Here is a 22,695-nt window from a genome sequence, read left to right as displayed (position 1 = left end):
ATCAGGTTTTTACAATTTCACGTTTAAAATATCTCCACTTAATTGTAGTAATTGCAACTCAATCAACTTTGCATCAAACTTGGCATTATTCAGAGCTGTTTTAGCATTAATTAAATTAATTTGAGCTTGCCTAAACTCTACAGAAGATATTTGCCCTAGCTTAAAACGCTCTTGAGTTCTATCGAAATTATTTTGATTACTCTGTACATTTTGCTCTTGAGCACTTAAAATAAACAGTTGGTTTTTATAATTCTCCCAAGTATTTTTTAAGTTATTCTCTATGTTTAGCTTTTGTTGCTCTAACAATATTTGCTGATTATCTAAAGCAATTTTTGCATTGGCTACTCTAGTTTTGGTTGAGCCTCCATCAAAAATATTCCAAGTTAAATTTAGCCCTGCATTTAAACCATCTGAAGTAATTAATTTTGCACCAAAAGGATTGATTAAATTTTCGTTTCTAGTTCTATTATACCCATAAGAGGCATTAAAATTTAGAGATGGTAAGTATGTTGCTTTATTGATTTTAACATTAAACTCGCTAATTGCAATGTTTTGTTCATTCTGCTTTAACAATGAATTATTTTGCATTGTTTTGATTTTTAAATCTTCGAAACTTAGCATATTATTATACTCAACATTTGTTTCTACACTAAAATTAGTAGCAGTTTCCTTACCTAAAATTACATTTAAACCACGCTTTGCATTGTTTAATTGTTGTTTTGCTGCAATTAGTGAAATACTATCATTATTTACATCTACTTGTGCATTTAAAAATTCTAATTTAGTAGATTGACCATAGTCATATTGATATTGTGCACGCTGCAAACGTTGTTTAGAAATGGTAAGTGCCTCTGCCAAATTATCTGTATTTTCTGATAAACGCGCTATTTGAAAATAGGTAGTAAATAATTGTAAATAAGTATTTTCTATAGTTTCTCTAGCTTGTAACTCAGTTAAATTATAGGTTTGCTTTAATTGTTCCACATTATATTTACGACCAAAACCATCAAAAATGGTATAGTTTACACCTAAAGAAGCGTTGTACGTTTTTGCTACAACTCCATTACCAGAAATTTCTGAATCATTACCTGTATCTCTATCTGTAAAAGTTAAACTCTGGTTATTTCTGCTATAATTTGCTCCTGAATTTAAAGTTGCAGTTGGTAATTTACCAGAATTATAAATACTAGTATTATTCTCTGCAATTTCTAAATTGTTCTTAGCAATTTTAATTCCGAAATTATTCTCTAATGTAATTTCTAATGCTCTTTCTTTGGTTAAAATTTCTTGAGCAAATCCGTTTAAACTCAATAGCAATAAACCTACAATTATGCTGTATCTATTCAATTTCATAAACTACATTTTTAGGATTTAAACTATCATCTGCGTCATCTTCTTCATCTATTTTAGACTCTATAATGGCTCTTTCTACTTCTTCTTTTGCTACTCTTTCATTTGTTTTTAACCATCTAATATTTACTTTTATTGAGTTTGAAACCGATAATAAAAGTGGCAACATTACTAAAGTTAAAAGTGTAGCAATTGCAATACCATATGCTATGGAAATAGCCATTGGAATTAAGAATTGTGCCTGTCTACTTTTTTCTAATAAAAGTGGAGCTAAACCTGCAATTGTAGTTAAAGAAGTTAAGAAAATAGCTCTAAATCTAGATTGACCTGCTGCTATTAAAGCATCATCGTATTTCATACCTTCTTTAAGGTAACTGTTGAATTTACCTATAAGTACTAAACCATCATTTACCATAATTCCTATTAAGGCAATAATACCTAACCAAGATAAAATTCCGATTGGAAAACTATGAAAATAGTGCCCCCAAACAACGCCTATCATACTAAAAGGAATCATAATTATTAGTAAAATTGGCTGACTGTAAGAACGAAATGTAAACGCAATTACAATATAAATTAATAGTAAGATTATTGGCCCAACAACATTTACAGAATCTGTAGTTTTTTTAGCTTCTCTATTTTGCCCTTCAAACAAAGGTGATACAGTTTGATATTTAGATAAGATTTCTGGCATAACTCTAGCCTTTATATCATCTAAGATTTCTGTAGCACTTGTTTCTAAGCTCTTTAAATCTGCAGTTATTTGAATTTCACGTTTACCTTCCAAATGATTGATTGCAATATCTCCCCTTTCAATTTGATAATTGGCAATTTCCGAAAATGGAACTCGAGTTTCTGTAGGAGTTATAATTCGCATATCGTCTAAATCTTTTATAGAAGATCTATCTTGTTTGTCATAACGAACCCAAACTTTAATTTCATCTTGTCCTCTTTGAAAACGCTGTGCTTGAAAACCGAAAAAACCATAACGAACTTGAGTCATTATAGATTGCAGGTTTAAACCTAATAAATAGGCATTGTCTTTAAGGGTAATTTTAACCTCTTTAATACCTGCAGGATCATTGTCTGAAACATCCTTTAAAAGCGGATTGTTTTCTAACTCGTATTTTAATTCTTCTTTTGCAGCTTTTAGTTCTTCTATATTATTACCTAGAAGAGAAACTGCTACAGGGCTACCTCCAAAATTACCACCAGAACCAAAAACTAAACTTTCTACACCATAAACTTTACCAACTCTATCACTAATAGCATTTGTTATTTCTGGTGATGAAACATCTCTAGCTTCTCCAGGTAAAAGGTTTACAGTTAGAGTTGCATTTGCAGAACCTGGCCCAACTCTTTTAATTATATTTTCTACAACTTGAATATTACCAGTTTGTTTGGCTGTATATTCTTCATTAATTTCCCAAACTTTGGTTTCTATAAATGATACTATAGAATCTGTAATTTGTTCATTAGTTCCTTGTGGCATTTTTAGCGAAATCTGAACTCTATCACTTGCAATTCTTGGAAAGAAAGATGTTTTTACAATTCCACCACCAATAGCCATGAAACTAAAAATTAAAATAGCAATAGGTACACTAAAAGCAAATAACTTATTCTTTAGTGAAAACCTTAATAAAGGCACATAGTATTTATCTCTAAATAGCGTTAAATACTTATCTGCAAAACCATTAACTTTTGCAAAAAAGGCATCTACTTTACTTTCTTTTTCGAGTATAATAGTTTCACCATTTTTTACAACAACAACTTGATTTCGTTTATGTTCTATAGATTCAATTTCTGAATGATCAAAATTAAAATTGGCTACTAAATTTTCTTCTTTCCTTCTTTTTAAGGCCTTAGAATGTGCGATATGAGCTGGTAAAATAATTAACGCTTCAATTAAAGAAACTGATAGGGTTAGTAGAACAATTGTAGAAACTTCACCAAAGAAACTTCCTATTCTACCATCTACAAAAAAGAAGGTAGAAAAGGCAATAATTGTAGTTAATATAGCTGATACAATTGGCGGAATTACTTCCATTGTTCCATCTATTGCAGCTTGTATTTTAGATTTTCCTAAATCGTAATAATGATGATAAATGTTTTCACCAATTACAATACCATCATCAACTAGAATACCAATAACGATTATCATTCCAAAGAGTGATAATACATTGATGGTTACACTAAATTGCGCTGCAAAAATAAACATACCAAAAAAGGCAACTGGCAAACCAAAAGCAACCCAAATTGCCAAACGTAAGTTTAAAAATAAAGCTAAAAAGAAAAGTACTAATAGAATACCTACAACCCCATTCTCTATCAATAATTTTGTTCTACCATTTAAAGTAATAGAAGCATCACTAGAAACATTTAACTGAACATTTTGTTGTTTTTGGTTGTACTCGTAAATGTATTCTTTAATTTTTTCGGCTGATGAAATTAAGTCTTCATTATTGGTATTACTTACTGTAATGTCTATGGCTAAATTTCCATTATAGAACAATCTATCAGGTGTTTCTGACCATGTATCTCTCACTTCAGCAACATCTTTTAAACGAATAATATTACCACTTGTTTCTGTTCTAACAATTAAATTTTGTAGTTCTACTCCATAATAAGAACGATTGCTTGCGCGAATTAAATAGTCTTCTTCTGCAGTTTTTATATTACCTCCTGTAATTAAAATATTAGAGTTTCTAATAGCATTTGCAACCTCTGTAAAAGACATATTGTAAGCTAATAAATCATTTTCACGAACTGCAATTTCTATCTCCTCTGCTGGAAATCCAGAAATGGCAACTTGAGATATACCTTCTATACCTCTAATATCATTCTCTATATTTCTTGCATATTGTTTTAGAGATTTTAAGGATACATTTTCTCCACTAACTGTAAAACTGATAGTTGGTCTAATGCTTTCTACTTTTGCAATTACAGCAGGTTCCATACCTGATGGAAAAGAAGGTACTCTATCTACTGCATTTTTTACATCAGATAAAACAACATCTATATTTTTACCTTTTTCTACTTCTACATTTACAACTGCAGCATTTTCGTTAGAAACAGAAGTTACTCTTTCTACACCAACAATACCTTTTAAATTGTCTTCAATTTTAAGTACAACACCTTCTTCCATTTCTGCTGGTGAAGCACCTGGATAAGTTAGGTTGATTCTTATTAATTGCGAATCTACCAAAGGGAAAAAAGAAGATTTCATGCTAATGGCACCTACAGCACCAAAGATGATAAACGCAAAAATCATTACGTTTACTGCTACAGGATATTTTATGAAATAAGTAATTATTTTTTTCATCTAATTACTTTTTGGTTTCTGTTTTTACAATCATTCCATCAAAAGCACCAGGTAAAGTTTGTGTAAGAATTTTATCTCCATTTTCTAAACCTTTAATAATTACTTTTTCCGCTCCAAAATAAACAGGGTCTATAGTTGATAACGTTAGAACACTATCGTTTTTTACGGTATAAACTGCAGTATTATCTACCAATAATTTTCTTGAAATTTCTATGGCATCTGCCTCCGATTTTGCTTCTAAATTAGCTTCTAAAAACATCCCTTCTTTTAAATCTGGATGTGTTACATCTATATAAGCAGTAATTGTTTGTGAAACCTGATCTATTCTACCATTTACACGAATTACTTTGCCTTCGTAATTTTTAGATCTATTTAAGTTATTTAATTTAACAGTATTACCCACTTTTAAAAGATCTGCAAATTCAGCACTTACAGAAACCTCCATTTCATATATGTCTGTATCTATAAATTCTCCTAATTTTTGACCTGATCTCACCAAAGTTCCAGGAGTTACTAAAGCCTCTGTTAAAATACCAGTAAAAGGTGCTCTAATTTCATGCTTGTATAAACGCACTTCTAAATTCTTAACATTGTAGTAGGCTGTTAAAATTCCACGTCCAGAAATAAAATACTTTTCTTTGTCTGTAGCAAATTCAGGTAATTTTGCTATGGTTTTATTAATATCAAAACTTTGTAAATAGGTTTCCCATTTTTTAAATTCTGATGAATAATCCAAACGAATATCAGGTAAAATAGATGTAATTAAATTAAATAAATTACTTTTTTGCGATTTTATACTCGCTCTAAATTCATCACTATTAATACTTAATAAAATCTCACCTTTATTATATTTTGTTCCTGGCTTAAAAGCCTTATAACTGGCATTTAAAACACCTTGCACTTCAGAAAAAACATCAATTTTGTTCTTTGCTTGCAGGTTTCCATTTGCAGTTAAAATAATTGGAACTTCATCATTCTTTACCTCTTTTACAAAAACAGTTTTAATACTTTTTTTGAAGATTGGTCTTGGAGCCTGATTTTTATCGATAAAATAATTACCTAATAATATAGCACCAGCAATTAATAATAAACCTAATAGGGCCAGAATTATTTTTCTCATAACTTAGTTAGTTGAATTGAACTTGCTGAACAAGTTTAAATAGGGTGCAAAGATACTTTTTTGAAGCTGCAGAACAGTTTTAAGCACTTTAATCTATGTTAAAGAAAAGTTATAATTGTTTATTTCTAAAGCAAAATTTTTAAACTGACTTATTTTTAAGAACTTTGTAAAACCAAAAAAACACTATACATTCTTTGAATTGTTCCACAAAAAATCTAAATGCTAATTATTACTCGTCTGTAGATGAAATACCTAGCAAGGTTTGGAGTTCTTTAAATGTAAATGAAAATGTTTACTTCAAGAAATCTTTCTTAAAATCAGTAGAAGAAAATCATCAAAAATTAAGCTTTTTCTATGTTGTTTTACTAGACAACAATGGTAATCCTAAGTGTTTTGGTTCTATTCAAATAATCGATTTTTTCTTTGAAACTGTAAAAAATGATTTAGAATCTTTTGCTAAAAAAGTAAAAGAATTTGGACAAAAACTACACTTGTTTCCAAAAAAGAAACCTTTTAAATTATTAATTTGTGGAAACACATTTGTAAGTGGTGAGCATGGTATTTTAATTGCCAATGGTTTTGATAAAAAACAAATCATTAAAGAACTAGCGAAAGCGATTCTTAATTATGTGAATTCTAATGACAAATATCACATTGATGCTTTTCTTTTAAAAGATTTTATAAACGAATCCATATCTATAACAAATGAGTTAAAAGACTTTAATTATCATCCTTTCTCTGTAGAACCAAATATGGTTTTACATCTAGATAAAAGTTGGAATACCTTTGATGATTATCTACAAGCCTTAAAAACAAAATTTAGAGTAAAAGCAAAAAAGGCACTAAAACTAAGTAAAAGCTTATCTGTAAAAGATGTCACCAAAGATTCTATTTCACAACAACTTTCTGACATGGAACAACTCTATAAAAAAGTTGCAAAAAATGCCTCTTTTAACTTGAGTGATTTCAATTTGAATACGTATAAAGAATTCATGTATCAGTTAGATAATAACTACATCATTAAAACATATTATTTAGAAGATAAAATGGTTGGTTTTATGTCTGGAGTTATCAATAATGATAGTTTAGATGCTCATTTTGTAGGCATTGATTATAGCTTAAATAGAGAATTAGCTATTTATCAAAGAATGCTATATGATTATATAAAAATTGCTATAGATAATAATTTAAAGACCTTAAATTTTGGAAGAACAGCAAGCGAAATAAAAAGCTCTGTAGGTGCAGAACCACAAGATTTAACCATGTACCTTCGTCATAAAAAAAGTATAACCAATAAAATCATAAAGTTATTTTTGATGCGAGTGCAACCCACTCCTTTTCGTCAAAATTTACCTTTTAAAAAATAAACCCCAATGAAAACAAGTGCAGATTTAATTAACTTATTAAACCTACAAGAAGTAAATGAACGTACTTTTTTAGGAGAAAGTGTAACTATAGGAAGTGCCATAGTTTTTGGTGGGCAGGTTTTAGCACAAGCAGTAAATGCTGCTTATAGAACTATACCAGAAAATAGATTCTTACACTCATTACACTCTTATTTCTTAGAAGCAGGAGATTTAAAAGTACCTATTTCTTATGATGTTGCAATTATGAGAGATGGAGGAAGTTTTGCTACAAGAAGAGTTACAGCAAGTCAAAATGGAAAAACCATTTTTATTTTAGCTGCCTCTTTTCATAAAAAGGAAGAAGGTTTTGAGCATCAAACTGAAATGAATACTTCTATTAAACAACCTGAAGAATTATTAAGTTGGGAGGAAATGGCTGTAAAATTTGGAGATTTTTTACCAAAAGGCGTAAAGTCTTTTTTAAGTATAGAAAGACCCATAGATTTTAAACCAGTAGTTGTACCTAATCCTTTAAAACCTGAAAATAAAGAAGCTAAAGAAGAAATTTGGTTTAAATTAAAGGGTGATATCCCAGAAATGGATTTAAGATTAAAACATCAAATTTTAACCTATATTTCAGATTACAATGTTTTAAATGCGGCTTTTAATCCGAATGCTAAAAATTATAGTTTTGCTAATACAATGACTGCTAGTTTAGATCATTCTATGTGGTTTTTTAGAGATTTTGATTTTGATGATTGGATGTTATTCTCTGCTGATTCTCCAAACACTTATGGAGCAAGAGGTTTATGTAGAGGAAATATATTTACAAGAGATGGTAAATTAGTGGCCTCTTTTGCGCAAGAAGGTTTAATGAGACCAATTCAAAAATAAAAAATAAGATATGAGTGCTTTTATATACGTTTTAACTACAAATGGAGTGTTATTTTTAATCAGTATTATATTTTGGAAATTTCCACCAAAAAAGATTAATCGTCTTTATGGTTATAGAACTCCAAAAGCGATGCAAAATGAAGATATTTGGCACTTTGCCAATACTACTTTTAATTTAGCCTTTTTAAAGTATAGTGGTATTTCATTTGTGTTTGCACTTTTATTGGCCAGTATTTCTGCTACTGAATTAACTTGGCAACCTATGGTTTTTGTTGCTTTAGCAATATTAGTAAGCCTAATAAAAACGGAACGTGCAATAAATGAAAATTTCAATGATGAAGGAAAACGAATTAAATAAATTCGTTAAAAGTTAGCCACAAAAGATACAGATAAGTTTCTTCCTGGAGAAGAAACACCTGAGGCAAACTCAATATAATGTTCATCAAAAATATTGTCTAATCTTGCTTGTACAGAAAAATTTGTACTAACATCATAAGATCCATTTACGCCAAAGGTCATCCAACTAGGAGAACCAAAGTAAATATCTTCTTCATTAGTTGCATTTGCATTCACAACTGGTGTTAAATCATGGTTGTCTATGCCTTCTGTAAAATTAAAATCTTCAATATCTTTTTTACTATTGAATCTAAATTCGGCTCCTAAAGCAATTTTTTCTTTTTTATAATTTACTTCAAACTGACCAAATAATGGTGGTATAGAAGACATTGGCTCTTTAGTATCGTAAGTTCTACCTTTTGTATAAGTGACAAAACCAGAGGTATTTATTGTTTTAGAAATTTTACCCAAATAATTAGCAGTATATCCAAAAATATAAGCTGTACCCTTATTCTGATTATTTACAGCATTTCCAAACTCACCATCAAATTCTACTTGCAAAATAGAGCCATCTGCATTGTACACAAAGTCTCTTTGAATATAGTTGTCTAAAAGTGTGTAATACATATTGGCTCCTAATCGAAACTTCTTGTTATTAAAATATTTCTGCAAACCTAGTTCTGCATTGTAAGCAAACTCTGGGCTCACGTGTATATTTGGGATAGTAACATTACCTGCTTTTTCTCGAACACGACCCACATCATCTATATTTGGTGATCTAAAACCAGAAGATAAAACACTGTTTAATTGCCAATTTTTATTCGGTTTAAAAACGTAACCTAAAGTAGCTGTTACTGCTGAATTATTTCTAGATAAACTTTTATCATCAAAAGTTAGAAAAGTTTCATCTATCCAAGTTGCATTTTTATTAATGTTCGTAAATCGAATACCTGTATTTAAGGTTGATTTTTTTGATAAATCTTGTCTGTAACCCACATAAACTGCTGATGTTAGAAAATTACTTCCTCCATCTGGATATCTAGATTGCACTTTAAAATCGTTAGAAAATCCATTTATCTGACCATTTTCTATATTTAAAGTTTTCCCATAAGAATTAGAAGCTACATCATTGTATGCAAACTCAAAACCATAAGATAAAATACGCGAATTGTTATTAGATAATGGTACAGAAAAATCTCCATTTAAACTAAATACATTTACAGTTTCTTCTCTGTAAGACCTATCTAAACTTCCAAATTTTCTTTGAATTCTACTTTCTTTTATATTTTGAAAAGCTGCAGTTATTGTACCTGATTCTAACCAATTTTTATGAGGATGTACATCTAATTGAGAGGATAGTAAAAATCTTTGCTGAGGACCATAATACCATTCTGCAAATTTTAGTGAGGAGACATCTGCAAAATCTGTTAACTCAGTAAGTCTGTCAAATCTTTGAATATCTGATGAAGTTGAATACTGTAGATTCACCTTTAAATCAGTATTTTTTGATAGAGGTACAAAAAACTTCTGTAAAAAATCTGTTTGATTATATCCTGTATTTCTTAATAAATTTGGATTTGTATTCAGAGTAGGGTTTGCAGCATAATTGCCATTTACATTTTCTGAGTAATAAAATACTTTACCCCAATCTTCAAAACCATGATTTCTATTTTCTCCAGCTCTTAAATCGCCAAAATCTGAATAAGATATATTAGTAAAAGAAGCCCATTTTTCAAAACTTAATTCAGCAGAAACACTCGTAGTTATTTCTTGATTAACAGTTGAATACCTAGAAAAAAGCTGACTTTTAACTTCATTATTTTCTGATAGTTGTGGTGTTTTTGTATAATAGTGAATTACACCACCTAAAGCATCTGAACCATAAATTACAGAAGATGGTCCAAAAACAACTTCAGTTTTTTCTAATAAATTAGGTGATAATGTTATAGAATTCTGTAAATGACCTTTTCTGTAGATAGCATTATTCATTCTAACTCCATCTACTACTAACAAAACTCTATTAGATTCCATTCCTCTTATCACAGGACTACCTCCCCCAAATTGAGATTTTTGTACTTTAATTCCTGGAATTGCTGCCAATAAATCTGCAGAAGTTTGAGGCGAAATTTTACGAATATCTTTCTTAGAAATTACAGCGATTCTTTCTGCAATTCTTTTAGTTTTAACATCTTTTTTAAAAGCGGAAATAACTACTTCATCTAATTGTTCTGACTCTTTGATAAGCTGAATAACAAAATTTCGATTTTTTAGGTTAGATTTTTTAATGCGATAAACTGCATAAGAAATATGAGAAAATATAATAACCTCATTATCTTTTAATAAAGAAACGTCTGCAAAACCTTCTTTATCTGTAGTTAAACTTATGGTATTTGCTTCATTAAAAATGCTCACATTTTTAACTCCTCTACCTGTTTCTTTATCTAAAACTTTTACGGTTTGCGCCAGTGATGAGCCACAAATCAAAAAAATAATATAAATAAAAATGTTCTTCATCATCCACTAAAAACGGTTTCTAAAACTTGTAAAGATTTAGGATTTCTAAAATTGCCCAAATGTAGTTTAAAATACTGAATTATTATCTGCAAAACTACTTGCCTTTCTTCTTTACTGAAAGACACTTCTTGTATTGCATCAAAATTTATGCCTAAAAGCTTTTTAAACTGATAAAAATCGTTTTTGTAGATCACATTTTTATTAGCATAATTATCTGAATAAACACCTTCTAGTAAATCAAACCCATTTTTTTTAGTATCTGACAAGTCTGGATAAAAGCCTAAAAATCCTGTTAAATTTAGTAAAAACAGTAAGTGAAAGTTGGCTACATTATCATGCAAATCTAACCATTGCAAAGCCGTTTCTATATACTCATATAAAGTTGTATTCTGTTCTTCTTCTTGGATAGCATTGCTTAAAACCTCAGACAAAAATAAAACTACAGATTGTTTTACAATATTGTTATAAATTGTTTTGTATGGCTGATAAACCTGAACTTCTTTAAGTGAATTTAAGGTGTTTTTAGTATTATGATTTGCAACTATTTTTAATTGTGTTAAAGGTTGAAAGTATGCTGCAGTTATGCCTTTCTTTTTAGGTTTTAAAATTCCTCTAACCATATAGGTTTTAATACCTTCTTCTTGTGTATAGCATTTTACAATTAAACTGGTATCACCATATTTTAAAGCGCTAAGCACAATTGCTTTTGTAGTTACAACTGCCATTAATTTACAATTGCAATTTTAGTAGTGGATGTTTCTGAAGCATCATCATTAGAAAGCAAAACAATATAAACCCCAGATGACACTTTTCTACCTGCAAGATTTGATTTGTTCCAAACCACTTTACCTCCTTGTAATTCTTGACCTTCTACCACATTTGTTTCATAGACTAAATAACCTGCAACATCTAAGATTTTTACATTAGTTCCTTTAGGTAAATTATTACCATTTCTACCTGTAATTGTTACTGTATTGTGATTTTTTAATGCAGGATTAGGATATGCATAAACTTCCTCTAAAACATCTCCAAAAGGAGCCACATTACTATTATAAGCTACAATACCTTTTTCTGTTGCAAAAAATACTTTTCCACTAGAATCGTCTATGGCAATTTTTAAGATTTTATTAGAAGGTAAAGGCGAATTTTGAGTATTAAAATTATTTAATGTTGTTGTTCCTGAAGGGTTTGTGTACAAAACACCTCCACTCTCTGTTCCAAACCATTTGTTATCTGCACCATCAACTTTTATAGTATTCACTCTTTGATCACCTAATAAACGTTCTCCTACTCCATTTTCTTCTATAATTACAGGTTGTGCATTTAAAACTTCTGCATCAAAAACGGTAGCAGCATTTCTAAACACAACCATTCCTGTTCTAGTTCCCATCCAAATTCTGTTAGATTTATCAACAGCTACAGTTAGTACATCTGTGTCTGGTAGATTCCCCAAATTAGGTGTGGTTAACAAAGCTCTAGTTCTGTTACCATTTTCATTAAAGGCATAAATTCCATTTCTTCTTGTACCCATCCAAATGGTTTGGTTATTGTCTATGGCAATTTCACTTAATCCAAAAAAGGTTGGATTGGTTTTTAATCCACTTAAATCATAGCTGCTCCAAACTCCTGAAGGTGATAATTTTTTAAGTTCGTCTGTTCTATTAATATTTGCTACCCATAAATTACCCTCTCTATCAAAGGCAGAGCCACTAATTCTTAATGTTACCCTATTAGGTTGAGTTGGTTCTAAATCTTCTAAACCACTGTTTAAATGATTATAAAACGTACTTATTTCGTTGTTTTCAACAACTAATAAACCACCTGTAGAAACTGAGTTTATATCACCTGTATCTCCAAATGAACTAATATAAACTCTATTTTCTGCATTTGGATCTATAGTAACATGATTCAAATCGATTACTGGAAAATCAGGGTCAAAAGGTGTATTAAACCATTCTGCCCCATTAAAATGACTAAAACCCTGTCTTTTAAAAAGAGAGCCATAAAATGAATTATATCCTCCATAAACCACCCAAAGATCAGCGTCTTTTGCAGCAATAGAAAAAACTTCATTAGAAAGTGGACCTTCAGGATGAATTTCTGTAAAAGTCGAAGTTTGATTGTTTCTTGTTAAAACTCCAAACTGATTTGTAGCTAAATAAATGGTATTGTCAATGAATAAAGCATCAGAAAGAGTAAAATCAAAATCTGTTGTGGTATTAATTTCCTGCTGTACCTTTAAATTACTATCTAATACAATTGCTTGATTATTTAAGGTAATTAGCAAATTAGAGTCTGATGAATTTAAGTTTATAATTGGTTCAGAAAAACGTCTAACTTCAATTAAACTAGTATTATTAAGTTGATATAAAACTTCATTTTCGGCTACATAAATAGCATTACTAAAATTAATAATTCTACTAAATTCTCTGTTTGTAAAACTTTGTTGCCAGCTATTAAAATCAATTAACAAATTACTTGTTGCATCTGCTTTAAAAATTCCATCTTCTGTTGCAGCATAAATAAAATCATTTACTACTAAACTTTCATTAATCAATAGAGAAGTTGAATTACTACCAATAAAAAAAGTATCTCCGAATTCTAATTTTTCAATATCATATTCTACAATTGCAAAAGGCGTTGCTAAGTATAGTGTATTTTCAAATTCACTTATATGATTAATTCTTTTAAGTCCTGTTTGATTAAAATTAGTAATGTCTGATGAAATAGTGATTTCTCCATTTTCGTCTATAACTTCAATCAAACCATTTTCGTAACCAATTACTAGACGTTTAAAAGTTTCATTATAAAAAATGGCAGATGTTGTTTCTCCAGACAAACCCTGAATAGAAGAAAACTTCTCTGTTTCTAAAGTAGTTTCGTTATAAGTAAAAACTGCATTATCTACTAAAGCATAAATTATATTATCTACTTTTACAAAGTCTTTCACATTATTGTAAGAATAAAAATCTTCCCAAGAATTACTATAATCTACTTGAGAATAAGTAAGAAAACTTAAAAAGGAAAAAAATATAAAAATTGATTTCTTCATAATCACTATTAGAGTTCAAATATATTTTAATTACTATAAATTAACGCAATAAATAAGTACATTAGTACTTAATTTATTGTTATTTACTCAAATTAAAACAAAAATGAGATTTGTTACTTTAGATGACTTTATAGACACCTACTTTAAAATAGTTCAAAGAGGTAGTGCTTTTATTTTATCTAAATTTACTTTTAACGAAGAAAAAAGAACGAAAAGCGCTTTTGACAACACCTCTTTTATATCTTCTTATTTTTGGAATATTCCTAAAGTGCAAAAAAGGTGGAACACTCTTATCTCTGGTGATGAAAACAAAAATTATATTGACTATATAGTAACAGATTTACTGAAAGATAAAAAAGATTTAAAGCTGCTTTCTATAGGTTCTGGAATTAGTAATAGAGAAATTGAACTCGCAGAAAATTCCACTCTTTTTAAAGAAGTAGTTTGCGTAGATATTGCTGATAATTTATTGAAAATTGGATCAGAAAGTGCCACTAAAAAAGGGCTTGCAAATATTAAGTTTATTACTCAGAATATTTATGAATTTGATTTTAAAGAAAGTGAGTATGATATTATTTTCTTTAAATCTTCATTACATCATTTTGATCATATTGAAAACTTCTTAACTACTAAAATTAGAACCACATTAAAAGAAGATGGGTTGTTGATTATTAATGAGTTTGTAGGAGCAACAAGACATCAATTTTCTAAAAATCAAATTTCTGAAATCAATAAAGCAATACAGTTAATTCCTAAAAAATATAGAGTTCGCTTTAAAAGTAAATTGCACAAAAACAAATATAGAGGTGTTGGTGTTTTAAGAATGATTATTGCTGACCCTTCTGAATGTGTAGATTCTTCTAGCATAATGCCAAGCATTCATAAAAACTACATTACAATTAAAGAGAAACCTTATGGAGGTAATTTATTATTGAGTGCATTAAGAGATATTTCTCATCACTTTTATAATTTAAATGATGAAAAAGAAGCCATTCTAGAAAAGCTTTTTCTTTTAGAAGACGAGTATCTAAAAAATAATGCATCTGATTATGTTTTTGGTATCTATAAAAATAATAAGTAAAATTATATGTCGTTAGAAATTGAACGTAAATTTTTAGTAAATAATACCGAGTTTAAAAAGTTAGCATATCAGCAAAACACTTTAAAACAAGGTTATTTAAACACAGATAAAAGTAGAACTGTAAGAGTTAGAATTCAAGATAACAAAGCTTATTTAACTGTAAAAGGTAAGTCTAATAAATCAGGAACTACAAGATTTGAATGGGAAAAAGAAATAACAATTTCTGATGCTGAAAATTTACTTTTACTATGTGAAGAATCTATAATAGAGAAAACAAGATTCTTGGTTAAAAATGACCATCTTATTTTTGAAGTTGATGAATTTTATGGAGATAATAATGGTTTAATTATTGCTGAAATAGAACTTAATTCTGAGAACGAAAGCTTTCATAAACCAAACTGGTTAGGCAAAGAAGTTACAGGAGATTCTAAATACTACAACTCCAACTTGAGTAAAAATCCTTTTAAAAATTGGGCTTTATAAATTATAAATACCTAAAAAATGCGAAAAACTACCTAGCAATACAAATACATGAAAAATTGCATGATTATAAGGCATTTTTTTAATTGAATATAAGACTGCTCCAATAGAATAAAAGATACCACCAGCTACCAAATAGTAAAAGTTTTCTGCAGAAATACTATTCATTAAGGGTTTAATGAAAAATAGTATTTGCCAACCCATAAGCAAATACATGGCTGTAGAAACTTTATCAAATCTACCTGTAAAAAATAGCTTTAAAATGACGCCTATTAAAGCAAAAAGCCAAACAAATAAAAACATATACCAACCCAAGTCTGAGTTTAAACCCACCAAACAAAAGGGTGAATAACTACCAGCAATTAAAACATAGATTGCTGCATGATCGAAAATGTTTAGTTTTCTTCTTTTTTTGGGATTTTTAGCTGCATGATAAAAAGTAGATGCTGCATACAAAACAATCATACTTAAGCCATAAATAATAAAACTTAAGGGCTGCCAAAAATCAGAAAAATTAAAAGATTTATAAATCAAGAAAGGAAAAGCTACAATACTAAGTAATAAGCCAAAACCATGAGAAATAACATTCAGTTTCTCTTCTTTTACACTATAAAGGTGATTTAAACTCTCGCTCATTATTAGGTCTATTAGTATCTTTCATATACTTTTTATCATTTATCAAATCTTGATAAATTAAATCAAAGGTCTGCTTTTTAAGTTTATCAACATCACTTAATTCTAAATTTTTAGTTTCTATAAATTTATGCTGATGAATTCTAAAAACTCCAGGGCCACCTTTAAAAAAGTCCCATGAAAACAATCGTTTACAATCATAATAAACTTGAGGCACAATTGGCATTTCGAACTCTATAGCCAAACTAAAAGCACCATCTTTAAAAGGAGCTAGAGCTATATTTTCTGTAGGAACTAAACCTTCTGGAAATATACCCATACTAGTTCCATTTTGTAATTTTTCTTTTGCCATTTTAAAAACTCTTTTTCTACTTTTTGGGCAACTTCTATCTACCATAATTACCACTCTTTTATAGAAAAATCCAAAAATTGGTATTTTAACCAATTCCTTTTTACCAATAAAAACAATTGGGTTTTTACTTAAAGCAATCATTACAAAAGGGTCCATTAAAGAACCATGATTTGGACAGAACATGTAACTTCTGTCTTTTTTAATTTTTTGATCTCTATCTATTTTAAGACGAAATCCCATTCCATAAATTAGAAGAAAAGCCCATAATCTAACCATTTTCCAAAAAGTTGGATAATAAGATTCTTTTGCTGTTAATATGAGCATAAATGGCACCATTATTAAAATAGTTACAATTAACAATAGGTAGAACCAAATGCGCCAAATAAATAAAAATGGAATTTTAATAAATCTCAAAGTGATATCGTTCTTTATTAGTTTTAAAAATTTAAAACAAAAGCAAAAATACTAATTTCTTTTCTTTGATATTTTTTGTACTCAAAACCTTATTTTTGCCTTCTAAAATTAATTTTCGATTTTAAAAATTAGATAAATGTCTAGAATTTTAACAGGAGTACAAAGTACAGGAACACCACATTTAGGTAATTTATTAGGAGCAATTTTACCAGCAATAGAAATGGCAAATGATCCTAATAATGAAGCGTTTCTTTTTATTGCAGACATGCACTCTTTAACTCAAATTAAAGATGGTAAACAGTTAAGAGAAAACACTTATAGTACTGCTGCAACTTGGCTTGCTTGTGGTTTAGACATTAGTAAAACTGTGTTTTATAGACAAAGTGATATACCTCAAGTAACTGAATTAAGTTGGTATTTAAGTTGTTACTTTCCTTACCAAAGATTAACCTTGGCTCATAGTTTTAAAGACAAAGCAGATCGTTTATCTGATGTAAATTCTGGTTTATTTACCTACCCTATGTTAATGGCTGCAGATATTTTATTGTATGATGCAGAAATTGTACCTGTAGGTAAAGATCAATTACAGCATTTAGAAATGACAAGAGATGTTGCCAACAGATTTAACAATGTGGTTGGAGAAACATTAGTAGCACCCAAAGCTAAAATTCAAGAAAACACCAAATTAGTTCCTGGAATTGATGGTGAAAAAATGAGTAAGTCTAGAGAGAATACCATTAATATTTTTTTAACTGATAAAAAGTTAAGAAAACAAATTATGGGTATAAAAACAGATAGTACACCCTTAGAAGAACCAAAAGACCCAGATACTGATAATGTATTTGCCTTATATAAATTATTAGCCTCTGATGCCCAAATTACAGAGATGAGAGCAAATTATGAAGGTGGAAATTATGGATATGGTCATGCAAAACAGGCTTTATATGAATTAATTATAGCCAAGTTCGAAACTGTTAGAGAACGTTATCATCATTATATGAATAACCAACATGAAATTGATGAAGCCTTAAAACTTGGAGCAGAAAAAGCAAAGGTTACAGCTAATGAAGTATTACAAAGAGTTCGTGCCAAAATAGGATACTAATTTCTTAATTTTTATATTTAAAAAAAGCCGCTAAAAAGCGGCTTTTTTAATTTTATTACGACACATTTATTACATCCATTGACAGATAATACCACCCATTATTGCAAGTGTAACCATCCAATAACCAGCATTAATGGCAACATATTTAAATGATTTTTTTTCAAATACTGCTATGATTCCTAAAATTGGCATGATTAAGAAAAAGCCAAATAAAATTCCATGAAATGCTCCATGTTTAAAAGTTCTAAATCGATCACTATATGTAGCAACAAAATTTTCGAAGTAAGAATAAGCTTCACCTGTTTGTTCTGCAAATCCAGGATCACCTGCTAAAGTAGAATATACACCCATTTGATGAATAACCATGGGCATTAATGCAAATGCAATTAACAAACTTAGCACATAACAAATCAGTAAGGTTTTAACCATATTTGTGTCTTTTAAAGACTCTTCAGTAAAACCCATTTGGTTCATCCATGCTTTTCCAAAAAGAGGACCATACCAAACAAAGCCAATAATCATTGGGACTAAGGCTGCTAAAAAAAAGATGTAGAAATTCATTTCCATGATAAAAAAGTTTTTTGGTTGAATTCAAATATAGCAAATACCTATTTGATAATTAGTGCTTAACTAAAAAAGGCCTCAAAACAAATTCTGAGGCCTTTTAAAATATTAGAAAGATGTTATTTATTTTATTTTTAAAGATTTTGCGATAGCTTCTAGCTCAAACACAAAAGCTCTTTTATTTACTGATGGTGCATAAGTAAAGCCCTCTACAACAATTAGTCTATTATTTGCTTCATCTAAAACAGTATAGTTTAAAAATGGGCCAGCCATAAAATCATTTTTTACTTCCCATTTTCCCCTAGTTTCATAGGCCTTTTTACCATCAATAGTGGCATCAAAAGTAAAAGGTGTGTAAGCTTCTTCTGTAATCATATACATGGTTTCTGGATCTGAACCTGGAATGTATTTTTTACCAATTGCATTTCTTACAGCAACTATACTATCTGCAACCATTGTTTTATCTTCTAAAGGAACAGAATACACTAATATATTATTACTACCTGTTTTAGCAATACCACTTGTTAAATGATTACGAAGCCATAAAAAATCGCCTGTATCATCTACGGTATTAAATTTATTTGGAATGGTTAGTGAAATACCTAACTGTTCTAGTGTTTTATACTTTTGCTTAGAAGCGTCTTTTTTAAAGATGCCTTGTGTAAATGCAATATCTGAATCTAAAAAGGTTTTTCTAATTTCCTCTTTACGATTTTGAAGGATTTCTATAATTTCATTATCATCTTTACCCTGAACATAAATAATGGTCTGAGGCTTTGCATAGACATTTGTTTTTACAGAAAAATTAGATTTATCTCCTTCTGAAATAACTAAAATATTTCTACTAGCTTTCATCATAGAACTAAAGCCATTTGGTGCTACTTGAGAAACAGATAAAATTGGTTCTGCTTGTGGTAAACCTACCATTAATTCTCCAAATGAATTCCTAACTTCTTGACCAACATCACCTGTCCAATCACTAATTTTAGCAACAACCATTACTTTATTAATTCTACCAATTGATTCTTTTAAAATCATTTTATCATTACCTACACAAGAGACTAACAAAATGGATAATACAAATACTGAAAATATTTTTTTCATGGTTTTACTTTTATAAATTTAAATTCAATTGTATGTCCTCAAAGACTATTCCAAATTGAATTTTACTTTTGGCTATCTTAATCGTTTTGGATATATGTACAAACGCTGGCCTATCTTTAAATTACTGTTTTTTAACCTATTCCAACGTTTTATGCTACTAACTCTAACTCCGAATTTATTTGCAATTTTACCTAAATAATCTCCACTTTTAACCTTGTAACGAATACGTTTATCCATTTCAAAATATTTAGGCAGAGGTTTTTCTCTTTTTGCATCATCTTCATCTGCCAAAGTGTAAATCTCTTTCTCTTTATCTAAAAAGTCTATTATTTTACTACTTGGCAACCTTAAAGCATAATTTCTGCCTTTTATAAAAGGAATAATATCTAATTTATAGGAAGGATTTAAAAACGTAAGCACTTCTTCATCTACATTGATGGTTTCTGAAATTTGATCAAAAGAAATAGTTCTTTTTACACGTACTGTGTCTGTTTGAAATTCAAAAAACTCAGGTAATTCTGAATATATGTTATGATCTTTTGAGTGTTCAAAAATATACATGGTTGCATAAAATGCTGGAACATAACCTGCAGTTTCTCTTGGTAAATAAGGCCTAATATTCCAATAATTTTTAAAACCTCCTGAACGTTTTATGGCTTTAGATACATTTCCTGGCCCAGAATTATAGGCTGCTAAAGCCAAATCCCAATCACCAAAAATACTGTAGAGTTGACTTAAATATTTACAGGCTGCAATTGTTGCTTTTACAGGATCATATCTTTCATCTACATAAGAACTAACTTTTAAATCGAACTGTTTACCTGTGCCATACATAAATTGCCATAAACCAGATGCACCCACACCTGATCTTGCTTTTGGTCTTAAAGCAGATTCTACAATAGATAAATATTTCATTTCTAAAGGAATGTCATATTGATCTAAATACTGCTCAAACATTGGGAAATAATACTTTGCTTTTGCCATTAAAGCAGGATAATATTTTCTTCTGTATAATAGGTAGCTATTGATTACTTTTTCTAATGCAGGATTGTAAGCTAAATCAAAAGGAGTGTTATCATTTAAGTTAGATAAACGTTGTTTTAGCAAATCTGTTGTTAGTGCTTTTGTTGTATTGCCAATTATATCTTTATCATCAATTACATACTCTAAAGTATCAATTAGAGGAGAACTAAATTTATGATCTACCAATAAACTATCTATAACTTTTAGATCATTATCAGTAAAGAAATCTTGTTTTTTAGTTTCATCAGCAGCAATTTTTGCATCAATTATAGTATCTGCTTTTATAATTAAAAGCGAGTCTTTTTCTTGTTGAGCGAAAGCTGAAATACTAATTAATAAAAAAGATAAAAGGAACCTCATGTATTTATATATCTAATTCTACTACTATTGGACAATGATCTGAATGTTTTGCTTCTGGCAAAATATAAGCTCTACTGATTTTATCTTTTAAAGGTTCTGAAACCATGGCATAATCTAGCCTCCAACCTTTGTTATTTGCTCTTGCATTTGCTCTGTAACTCCACCAAGAATATTGCTGAACATCTTTGTTTAAATGGCGAAAACTATCTACAAAACCACTGTTGATGAAATCTCCAATCCAAGTTCTTTCTTCTGGTAAAAAACCAGAAACTCCTTTCATTTTTGGGTTATGAATATCTATCTCTTCATGACAAATATTATAATCTCCGCAAACAACTAAATTGGGTATTTCTTGCTTTAAATTGTTGATATAATCTTGGAATTCATCCATGTAATTGAACTTATAATCTAATCTTAAATCATTAGTTCCAGAGGGTAAATATAGGCTCATTATAGAGACATCATCAAAATCTACCCTAAGATTTCTACCTTCAAAATCCATAGAATCAATTCCTGTTCCATAGACTACATTATTAGGTTCTTTTTTACACAAAATGGCTACTGAAGAGTAGCCTTTTTTTTGTGCTGAAAACCAATAATGATACTTATAACCTGCATTTTCGAACAAGGTTAAATCTAGTTGTTCTTTATGTGCTTTGGTTTCTTGAATACAAATTACATCTGGACTTGCTGCTTCTAACCAATCTAAAAAACCCTTTTTTAAGGCAGCTCTTATACCATTTACATTGTATGAGATAATTTTCATTTACTCAATTATTTTTTTTAAAAAAACCCAAGTTAATTGTTCTTGAGTTCCATTTTGTTTTTGAATTGTTTTTACTCTAGGAGATAAAATATAGGCCAAACCAATGTTTATAATAATGGTATAAAAATTAGGCTCATAATCTAAAATCTTATAAATAATAAGACCAATCAAAATGATTAGTACTGGAAATAGTAATGGTAAATATGCTTTATATTTTTTCATTAGATATTCATTTCTGGTATTTCTCCATCAACAATTAAAGTACCTTCTGTTGCTTCTTGAATCTGCTCTACAGAAACTCCTGGAGCTCTTTCTAGCAAGTGAAAAGCTTTATTTTTAACTTCTAAAACGGCTAAATTAGTTACTACTTTAGTTACACAACCAACACCTGTTAAAGGTAAAGAACATTGCTTTAATATTTTAGATTCTCCTCTTTTGTTAGTATGCATCATTGCTACAATAATATTTTCTGCAGAAGCTACTAAATCCATAGCTCCACCCATACCTTTTACCATTTTACCTGGTATTTTCCAATTGGCAATATCCCCATTTTCTGCAACTTCCATTGCTCCTAATATTGTTAAATCTACATGTTTACCACGAATCATGGCAAAACTGGTTGCAGAGTCAAAAAAACTAGCACCAGGCATAGTAGTAATAGTTTGCTTACCAGCATTTATAATATCTGCATCTTCTTCACCTTCAAAAGGAAAAGGACCCATACCTAAAACCCCATTTTCTGATTGAAACTCAACCTCTATATCTTCTCTTACATAATTGGCGACTAAAGTTGGTATACCTATACCAAGGTTTACATAAAAACCATCTTGAACTTCTTGCGCAATTCTTTTTGCGATTCCATTTTTATCTAAAGCCATC

At 29.5% G+C, this 22,695-nt stretch carries 20 protein-coding genes; 6 read left to right on the top strand and 14 right to left on the bottom strand.

Translation table 11 applies throughout. The annotated features are described in order from the left end of the window. Positions 1-9: 9 nt before the first annotated feature. The 3 genes from LPB302_RS11055 to LPB302_RS11045 are packed head-to-tail and all read right to left on the bottom strand — an operon-like array spanning position 10 to position 5,792. Positions 10-1,353 (bottom strand): TolC family protein, encoded by a 1,344-nt coding sequence (locus tag LPB302_RS11055; protein WP_053973493.1) that lies wholly within the window; start codon positions 1,351-1,353, stop codon positions 10-12. Continuing rightward, positions 1,340-4,672, bottom strand: coding sequence for an efflux RND transporter permease subunit (locus LPB302_RS11050; RefSeq protein ID WP_053973494.1), 3,333 nt, complete (start codon positions 4,670-4,672; stop codon positions 1,340-1,342). The genes LPB302_RS11055 and LPB302_RS11050 overlap by 14 nt, the downstream gene beginning before the upstream one ends. Before the next feature lie 4 nt (positions 4,673-4,676). Then, positions 4,677-5,792 (bottom strand): efflux RND transporter periplasmic adaptor subunit, encoded by a 1,116-nt coding sequence (locus tag LPB302_RS11045; protein WP_053973495.1) that lies wholly within the window; start codon positions 5,790-5,792, stop codon positions 4,677-4,679. 194 nt (positions 5,793-5,986) lie between these two features. Here LPB302_RS11045 and LPB302_RS11040 point away from each other — a divergent pair, with 194 nt between their 5' ends. From LPB302_RS11040 to LPB302_RS11030, 3 genes are read left to right on the top strand one after another with little or no spacing between them, the layout of a single operon-like run. Further along, positions 5,987-7,159, top strand: coding sequence for a peptidogalycan biosysnthesis protein (locus LPB302_RS11040; RefSeq protein ID WP_053973496.1), 1,173 nt, complete (start codon positions 5,987-5,989; stop codon positions 7,157-7,159). A gap of 6 nt (positions 7,160-7,165) precedes the next feature. Next, entirely contained in the window at positions 7,166-8,032 is an 867-nt protein-coding gene (locus tag LPB302_RS11035; protein ID WP_053973497.1) for an acyl-CoA thioesterase, read from the top strand. A 10-nt stretch (positions 8,033-8,042) separates the two neighbouring features. Next, positions 8,043-8,390, top strand: a complete 348-nt coding sequence (locus tag LPB302_RS11030; RefSeq protein ID WP_053973498.1) for an SdpI family protein — start codon at positions 8,043-8,045, stop codon at positions 8,388-8,390. Positions 8,391-8,395: 5 nt separating this feature from the next. On the opposite strand, the gene LPB302_RS11025 is transcribed toward LPB302_RS11030, so the two are convergent. The 3 genes from LPB302_RS11025 to porZ are packed head-to-tail and all read right to left on the bottom strand — an operon-like array spanning position 8,396 to position 13,934. Then, positions 8,396-10,885, bottom strand: coding sequence for a TonB-dependent receptor (locus LPB302_RS11025; protein ID WP_231658701.1), 2,490 nt, complete (start codon positions 10,883-10,885; stop codon positions 8,396-8,398). Continuing rightward, positions 10,882-11,607 carry a DNA repair protein RecO gene (gene recO / locus LPB302_RS11020; RefSeq protein WP_053973500.1) on the bottom strand — a complete coding sequence of 242 codons (726 nt, stop codon included), beginning with the start codon at positions 11,605-11,607 and terminating at the stop codon, positions 10,882-10,884. The genes LPB302_RS11025 and recO overlap by 4 nt, the downstream gene beginning before the upstream one ends. Continuing rightward, complete coding sequence (porZ, locus tag LPB302_RS11015) at positions 11,607-13,934, bottom strand: type IX secretion system anionic LPS delivery protein PorZ (protein ID WP_053973501.1); 2,328 nt, start codon at positions 13,932-13,934, stop codon at positions 11,607-11,609. The genes recO and porZ overlap by 1 nt, the downstream gene beginning before the upstream one ends. A gap of 103 nt (positions 13,935-14,037) precedes the next feature. Between porZ and LPB302_RS11010 the strand changes: the two genes are divergently transcribed. Together LPB302_RS11010 and LPB302_RS11005 are read left to right on the top strand one after the other, a co-directional pair. Beyond that, on the top strand, positions 14,038-15,015 hold the full coding sequence (locus tag LPB302_RS11010; protein WP_053973502.1) for a class I SAM-dependent methyltransferase: 978 nt from the start codon (positions 14,038-14,040) through the stop codon (positions 15,013-15,015). 6 nt (positions 15,016-15,021) lie between these two features. Then, positions 15,022-15,498: a CYTH domain-containing protein gene (locus LPB302_RS11005; protein ID WP_053973503.1), complete on the top strand. Its 477-nt coding sequence runs from the start codon at positions 15,022-15,024 to the stop codon at positions 15,496-15,498. Here LPB302_RS11005 and trhA read toward each other — a convergent pair. Then, positions 15,493-16,131 carry a PAQR family membrane homeostasis protein TrhA gene (trhA, locus tag LPB302_RS11000; protein WP_053973504.1) on the bottom strand — a complete coding sequence of 213 codons (639 nt, stop codon included), beginning with the start codon at positions 16,129-16,131 and terminating at the stop codon, positions 15,493-15,495. The genes LPB302_RS11005 and trhA overlap by 6 nt on opposite strands. Continuing rightward, complete coding sequence (locus LPB302_RS10995; protein WP_231658702.1) at positions 16,103-16,804, bottom strand: lysophospholipid acyltransferase family protein; 702 nt, start codon at positions 16,802-16,804, stop codon at positions 16,103-16,105. The genes trhA and LPB302_RS10995 overlap by 29 nt, the downstream gene beginning before the upstream one ends. Positions 16,805-17,030: 226 nt before the next feature. Here LPB302_RS10995 and trpS point away from each other — a divergent pair, with 226 nt between their 5' ends. Continuing rightward, positions 17,031-17,999 (top strand): tryptophan--tRNA ligase, encoded by a 969-nt coding sequence (gene trpS / locus LPB302_RS10990; protein WP_053973506.1) that lies wholly within the window; start codon positions 17,031-17,033, stop codon positions 17,997-17,999. Between the two features lie 69 nt (positions 18,000-18,068). Here the strand turns inward: trpS and LPB302_RS10985 are convergent, their stop codons facing one another. The 6 genes from LPB302_RS10985 to LPB302_RS10960 all read right to left on the bottom strand — a co-directional run bounded on the left by LPB302_RS10985 (position 18,069) and on the right by LPB302_RS10960 (position 22,694). Continuing rightward, complete coding sequence (locus LPB302_RS10985) at positions 18,069-18,566, bottom strand: DUF1761 domain-containing protein (RefSeq protein WP_053973507.1); 498 nt, start codon at positions 18,564-18,566, stop codon at positions 18,069-18,071. A 120-nt stretch (positions 18,567-18,686) separates the two neighbouring features. Next, the gene (locus LPB302_RS10980) at positions 18,687-19,667 is read right to left on the bottom strand and encodes a DUF4837 family protein (RefSeq protein WP_176966467.1); all 981 of its coding nucleotides are present in this window, start codon (positions 19,665-19,667) and stop codon (positions 18,687-18,689) included. Between the two features lie 72 nt (positions 19,668-19,739). Next, positions 19,740-21,050 (bottom strand): lytic transglycosylase domain-containing protein, encoded by a 1,311-nt coding sequence (locus LPB302_RS10975; protein WP_053973508.1) that lies wholly within the window; start codon positions 21,048-21,050, stop codon positions 19,740-19,742. A gap of 4 nt (positions 21,051-21,054) precedes the next feature. Beyond that, positions 21,055-21,816 carry an exodeoxyribonuclease III gene (locus LPB302_RS10970; RefSeq protein ID WP_053973509.1) on the bottom strand — a complete coding sequence of 254 codons (762 nt, stop codon included), beginning with the start codon at positions 21,814-21,816 and terminating at the stop codon, positions 21,055-21,057. Further along, a complete protein-coding gene (locus LPB302_RS10965; protein WP_053973510.1) occupies positions 21,817-22,038 on the bottom strand; it encodes a hypothetical protein in 222 nt (73 codons plus the stop codon). After that, complete coding sequence (locus tag LPB302_RS10960) at positions 22,038-22,694, bottom strand: CoA transferase subunit B (RefSeq protein WP_053973511.1); 657 nt, start codon at positions 22,692-22,694, stop codon at positions 22,038-22,040. Before LPB302_RS10960 ends, LPB302_RS10965 begins: the two co-directional genes overlap by 1 nt. Between the last annotated feature and the right edge of the window lies 1 nt (position 22,695).

The sequence above is a fragment of the Polaribacter dokdonensis genome, assembly GCF_024362345.1.
GTDB lineage: Bacteria > Bacteroidota > Bacteroidia > Flavobacteriales > Flavobacteriaceae > Polaribacter > Polaribacter dokdonensis.
The sequence above is the reverse complement of the archived record's forward strand: the minus strand, read 5'-3'. Positions and strand labels throughout refer to the sequence as shown.

Coding starts and splice junctions, on each gene's coding strand:
- LPB302_RS11055 (WP_053973493.1), bottom strand. CDS start 1,353: ATGAAATTGAATAGATACAGCATAATTGTAGGTTTATTGCTATTGAGT.
- LPB302_RS11050 (WP_053973494.1), bottom strand. CDS start 4,672: ATGAAAAAAATAATTACTTATTTCATAAAATATCCTGTAGCAGTAAAC.
- LPB302_RS11045 (WP_053973495.1), bottom strand. CDS start 5,792: ATGAGAAAAATAATTCTGGCCCTATTAGGTTTATTATTAATTGCTGGT.
- LPB302_RS11035 (WP_053973497.1), top strand. CDS start 7,166: ATGAAAACAAGTGCAGATTTAATTAACTTATTAAACCTACAAGAAGTA.
- LPB302_RS11030 (WP_053973498.1), top strand. CDS start 8,043: ATGAGTGCTTTTATATACGTTTTAACTACAAATGGAGTGTTATTTTTA.
- LPB302_RS11025 (WP_231658701.1), bottom strand. CDS start 10,885: ATGATGAAGAACATTTTTATTTATATTATTTTTTTGATTTGTGGCTCA.
- recO (WP_053973500.1), bottom strand. CDS start 11,607: ATGGCAGTTGTAACTACAAAAGCAATTGTGCTTAGCGCTTTAAAATAT.
- porZ (WP_053973501.1), bottom strand. CDS start 13,934: ATGAAGAAATCAATTTTTATATTTTTTTCCTTTTTAAGTTTTCTTACT.
- LPB302_RS11010 (WP_053973502.1), top strand. CDS start 14,038: ATGAGATTTGTTACTTTAGATGACTTTATAGACACCTACTTTAAAATA.
- LPB302_RS11005 (WP_053973503.1), top strand. CDS start 15,022: ATGTCGTTAGAAATTGAACGTAAATTTTTAGTAAATAATACCGAGTTT.
- trhA (WP_053973504.1), bottom strand. CDS start 16,131: ATGAGCGAGAGTTTAAATCACCTTTATAGTGTAAAAGAAGAGAAACTG.
- LPB302_RS10995 (WP_231658702.1), bottom strand. CDS start 16,804: ATGCTCATATTAACAGCAAAAGAATCTTATTATCCAACTTTTTGGAAA.
- trpS (WP_053973506.1), top strand. CDS start 17,031: ATGTCTAGAATTTTAACAGGAGTACAAAGTACAGGAACACCACATTTA.
- LPB302_RS10985 (WP_053973507.1), bottom strand. CDS start 18,566: ATGGAAATGAATTTCTACATCTTTTTTTTAGCAGCCTTAGTCCCAATG.
- LPB302_RS10980 (WP_176966467.1), bottom strand. CDS start 19,667: ATGAAAAAAATATTTTCAGTATTTGTATTATCCATTTTGTTAGTCTCT.
- LPB302_RS10975 (WP_053973508.1), bottom strand. CDS start 21,050: ATGAGGTTCCTTTTATCTTTTTTATTAATTAGTATTTCAGCTTTCGCT.
- LPB302_RS10970 (WP_053973509.1), bottom strand. CDS start 21,816: ATGAAAATTATCTCATACAATGTAAATGGTATAAGAGCTGCCTTAAAA.
- LPB302_RS10965 (WP_053973510.1), bottom strand. CDS start 22,038: ATGAAAAAATATAAAGCATATTTACCATTACTATTTCCAGTACTAATC.
- LPB302_RS10960 (WP_053973511.1), bottom strand. CDS start 22,694: ATGGCTTTAGATAAAAATGGAATCGCAAAAAGAATTGCGCAAGAAGTT.